The following is a 4,166-nucleotide window of genomic DNA, read 5'->3' as shown; positions in this document are numbered from 1 at the left end:
GCCGGCCCGGCCACGAGCCGGGCCGGCGGTCCGTCATGTCCCACGGGGTCGGTACTGTCGGCGGGAGCCGGAGAGGGAGGGACCGCATGGTGCGGATGATGGAGCTGTGGCGCCGCCGCACGGCACCCCAGCGGATGGAGACCTACACCCGCTGGACCCTCTACGTCCTGCTCGCGCTGCTCCCGTTCATGGCGCTGGTCCTCCTCGGCGCGACCGAGCCCGAGGAGCGCTCGCCGCTCGGGCTCATCGTCTTCGTCGGCATGTTCGCGGCGCAGACGGCCGCCGGCGTCGTCGTCCTGCGCGACGGCGTCACCGCCTACCGGGACAACGCCGCCCTGCCGCGGCGCCCGCTCACGGTGTTCCTCGTGCTCACCGCTGCGGCGGTGGCGGCCTGCCTCATGCTCGTCCCGGCGGAGGACGACTTCGGCTGGGCCGGCCGTGGTGGGGCACTCGTGCTCGTCCTGGCCTGTGCGCTCTGGGCCCTCGCGCCGGTCCTCACCTCAGTCGCCCTCCTGCCCGCCTCCGCCCTCGCGGGCGTGCTCGCCGCCCTCGCCAACCGCCCCGCCATGACGTGGACCGGCGTGGCGATCTCCATGGTGAGCTTCGGCATCGTCCTCGTCACGATCTCGCTGAGCTTCCGGATCTCGGTGTGGATGATGGGCGTGGTCTGGGAGCAGGAGCGCACCCGCCAGCTCCACGCCCGTCTCGCCGTGGCCGAGGAGCGGCTGCGCTTCTCGCGCGACCTGCACGACGTCCTCGGGCGCGCGCTGTCGGCCATGGCGCTCAAGAGCGAGCTCGGCGCCGAGCTCAGCCGCCGCGGTCAGGGCGAGCGCGCCGCCGAGCAGATGCTCGAGGTGCGCGAGCTGGCCAACGAGTCGCTGCGCGAGGTGCGCGCCGTCGTCGCCGGCTACCGCCAGGCCGACCTGCCCACCGAGCTCGCCGGTGCCCGCTCGATGCTCCGCTCGGCCGGCGTGCGCACCCGCGTCATCGGCGAGGACACCGTCCTGCCGCCCGGCGCGCAGTCCGCGCTCGGCTGGGTGGTCCGCGAGGGCGCGACGAACGTCGTGCGCCACTCCTCGGCCGGCACGTGCACGATCGACCTCGCGATCGTCGAGGAGGGCGTCGCCCCGGCCGCCCAGCTGACGATGACCAACGACGGCGTGAGCGGCCCGCCGTCCGCAGGCTCCGGCCTGCTCGGTCTCTCCGAGCGGCTGGCGCGCCTCGGCGGCTCGCTCACCACGGGTGTCTCGGGAGACACCTTCACCCTGCGGGCACGCGTCCCGCTCGACACCGCCGACCTCACGGAGGGCTCGTGATCCGCATCCTGCTCGCCGACGACGAGAACCTCATCCGCGACGCGCTCGCCGGGCTGCTGGGCCTGGAGGAGGACATCGAGGTCGTCGCCCAGGCCGCCTCCGGGCCGGAGGCCGTGGCCGCGGGCCGCCACCACAAGCCGGACGTCGCCGTGCTCGACCTCCAGATGCCCGGCCTGGACGGCATCGCCGTCGCGCAGCAGCTCGCGGCCGACGTGCCGGGCTGCCGCTCGGTCATCGTCACCAGCCACGGGCGCCCCGGCTACCTCAAGCGGGCGCTCGAGGCAGGCGTGTCGGCCTTCGTGCCCAAGACCGTCTCGGGCCGGGTGCTCGCCGACGTCGTGCGCCAGGTGCGCGCCGGCGGACGCTACGTCGACCCGGAGCTCGCGGCCGAGGCGATCAGCGCGGGGGACTCCCCGCTCACCCCGCGCGAGGCCGACGTCCTCGAGCTCGCGGTCGACGGCACGCCGGTCGAGGAGATCGCCCAAAGGGCCCACCTCAGTCCCGGCACGGTCCGCAACTACCTCTCCTCGGCGGCGATGAAGCTCGGCGCGGCGAACCGCCACGAGGCCGTCCAGGTGGCCCGGCGGCACGGCTGGATCTGAGGCCGGCGCGACTGGACCGACGGAGGAACGTCCTCGCACCTCGCGCAGGATGACAGAGCGACTTCCGTCCGATAACCGGAATCGCTTTCCGTGCCATTTCCTCTCGCAAAAGGAATGGGCCTTCGGCAATTGCGGGCGACATTAGCCGACAGAAGTGTCGCCGCCCATGGACGGCCTGTTGTCACGGCCCTCGCACCTCGCTAGCGTCCAGCGCGTCGGGGGGCGACAGCCGTACTGGACGACGTCGTTCGCCGGCATTTCTTCCGGACGTGAGTGCGTCCTATGTGCGCGTGTACCGGCTTCCAGTCGTAGGACGTCATCACCACGATGAAGTGAGGATGTGCAGTCATGAGAGAACCCGTCCCGAGAACTCGGGTCGCAGTTTCCGTCGGAGCCGTCGCCGCGCTCGGCCTGGGCCTGCTCGCAGCCGCACCGGCGTACGCCGACGCGAGCAGCGCGCAGATCGCCGACTCCGTCGTCATCGTCGAGACCCTCGACGAGGGCGCCAAGGTGACGGCGCTCGCCGTCCAGTACTCCACCGAGCTCGACTTCGGTGACGTGCTCCCCGACCCCGACGCGTTCGCCGTCACCGCGAACCTCGTCGGCTCCACCGCGGGCAACACGTCCAACCAGGCCCGCACCATCACCCACGCCTATCTCAACGACGCGCCCGAGCGGTCGGCCGACCGCACCAACACCGCGGGGGACTGGGTCATCCTCGAGCTCTCGCGGTACGACTCCAACGCGGCGGTGCTCTACTACACCGGCGTCAACAACCAGTACCGGCTCGACGGCGCGTACACCGTGCGCCAGACGGCCGACCTCGTCGGCGACGACGAGACAGTCCCCGCCCGCACGACGACGGTCGTCAACACCGACGTCACGCGCGGCGTCGTCGACGACTTCTCCGTCGAGCAGTGGGAGGGAGAGGGCTCCGACTTCGCCTACCGCCTGTTCCAGCCCGAGGCGGTGCGCGACGGCGAGGACGACGGCACGCTCTACCCGCTCGTCCTCGCCCTCCACGGGGCGGGGGAGTCGGGCACCGACAACGCCGCCCAGCTCCTCGCCAACCGGCTCGTCACCTCCTGGGCCGAGCCCGAGGCACAGGCCGAGCACCCCGCGTTCGTCCTCGCGCCCCAGCGCCACCCGGACTTCCAGTGGGGCAACGACGAGGGCCGCGCGGCGCTGTTCGCCATGGTGGAGCACGCCAAGGAGACGCTCCCGATCGACCCCGAGCGGGTGTACATCACCGGCATCTCGATGGGCTCGATCGGCACGTGGAACATGCTGTTCGACGACCCGTCCCCCTTCGCCGCGGCGGTGACGGTCGCCTACGGCCCGGGTGACCACCCCGGGCTGGCAGACGTCGTCGACCTGCCGATCTGGCAGTTCCACTCCGAGGACGACCGCACCGTCCCCGTCGCCGGCGTGCGTCAGTCCGTCGTCGGGCTCGAGCGGCTCGGGGTCGACGTCGTCCAGCGCGAGTGGCCGGGCAACCTGCCGCTCGCCGAGGCGACGGCGCTCCAGACGGAGCAGTGGAACGCGGCGCGGGACAGCGGGGCCCACCACCTCGTGACGATCTTCCCCACGGGGACGACCGGCACCCCGCCCGACGCCGACGGCCCGAGCATCCCGCTCAACGGCCACTTCTCCTGGGTGCCGGCCTACAACAACCCGGTCACCCACGACTGGCTGATGTCCCAGGTGCGGGGCGCCACCCAGCCCGTCACCGGGGAGACGTCGGCGAGCTTCGACGTCACGGTCGGGATCCCCGAGACGGGCGGACTCGCCGTCGCGGTCGGGGCCGGGCAGGTCGACCTCGGGATGGCCGAGCTCGACTCCTCGCTCACCCTGCTCGCGGCGTCCGGTGAGATGCCGACCATCACGGTGGCCGACACCCGTCCGGCTGACCCAGGATGGTCGCTCACCGCCGAGGTGAGCGACTTCCGGGCCGGACCGGCGGTGCTCGACGGGCGATACCTCGGGGTCACGCCCCGGGTGCTGTCCCAGGCGCCCGGTCAGGAGGTGACGCCCGGTGCGCCGGTCGCCCCCGGTGACGGGTTCACCGAGGGCACGACCCTCGCGACGGCCGCCCCCGGTGGCGGCCGCGGCACGACGACGGTCGGCGGGGAGCTGCTCCTGCACGCCCCGACGTCGACGGTCCCCGGCGACTACGTCGCCCAGGTGACGGTCACCGTCTTCTAGCACCACACCGCCGGTGCGGGAGGGCCGGCGCCCTCCCGCACCG

Annotated in this window: 3 protein-coding genes; all 3 read left to right on the top strand. The window is 72.9% G+C overall.

Annotated elements, in window-relative coordinates; translation table 11 throughout:
• Positions 1-86: 86 nt before the first annotated feature.
• The 3 genes from FHE66_RS05745 (at position 87) to FHE66_RS05735 (ending at position 4,123) form a co-directional block, all read left to right on the top strand.
• Positions 87-1,316, top strand: coding sequence for a sensor histidine kinase (locus tag FHE66_RS05745; RefSeq protein ID WP_139072020.1), 1,230 nt, complete (start codon positions 87-89; stop codon positions 1,314-1,316).
• Complete coding sequence (locus FHE66_RS05740) at positions 1,313-1,918, top strand: DNA-binding response regulator (protein ID WP_139072019.1); 606 nt, start codon at positions 1,313-1,315, stop codon at positions 1,916-1,918. The genes FHE66_RS05745 and FHE66_RS05740 overlap by 4 nt, the downstream gene beginning before the upstream one ends.
• A 348-nt stretch (positions 1,919-2,266) precedes the next feature.
• Positions 2,267-4,123, top strand: a complete 1,857-nt coding sequence (locus FHE66_RS05735) for a hypothetical protein (protein WP_139072018.1) — start codon at positions 2,267-2,269, stop codon at positions 4,121-4,123.
• Positions 4,124-4,166: the final 43 nt, after the last annotated feature.

The organism is Georgenia sp. 311, assembly GCF_006151955.1.
Classification (GTDB): Bacteria; Actinomycetota; Actinomycetes; order Actinomycetales; family Actinomycetaceae; genus Oceanitalea; species Oceanitalea wutianyii.
The sequence above is the reverse complement of the archived record's forward strand: the minus strand, read 5'-3'. Positions and strand labels throughout refer to the sequence as shown.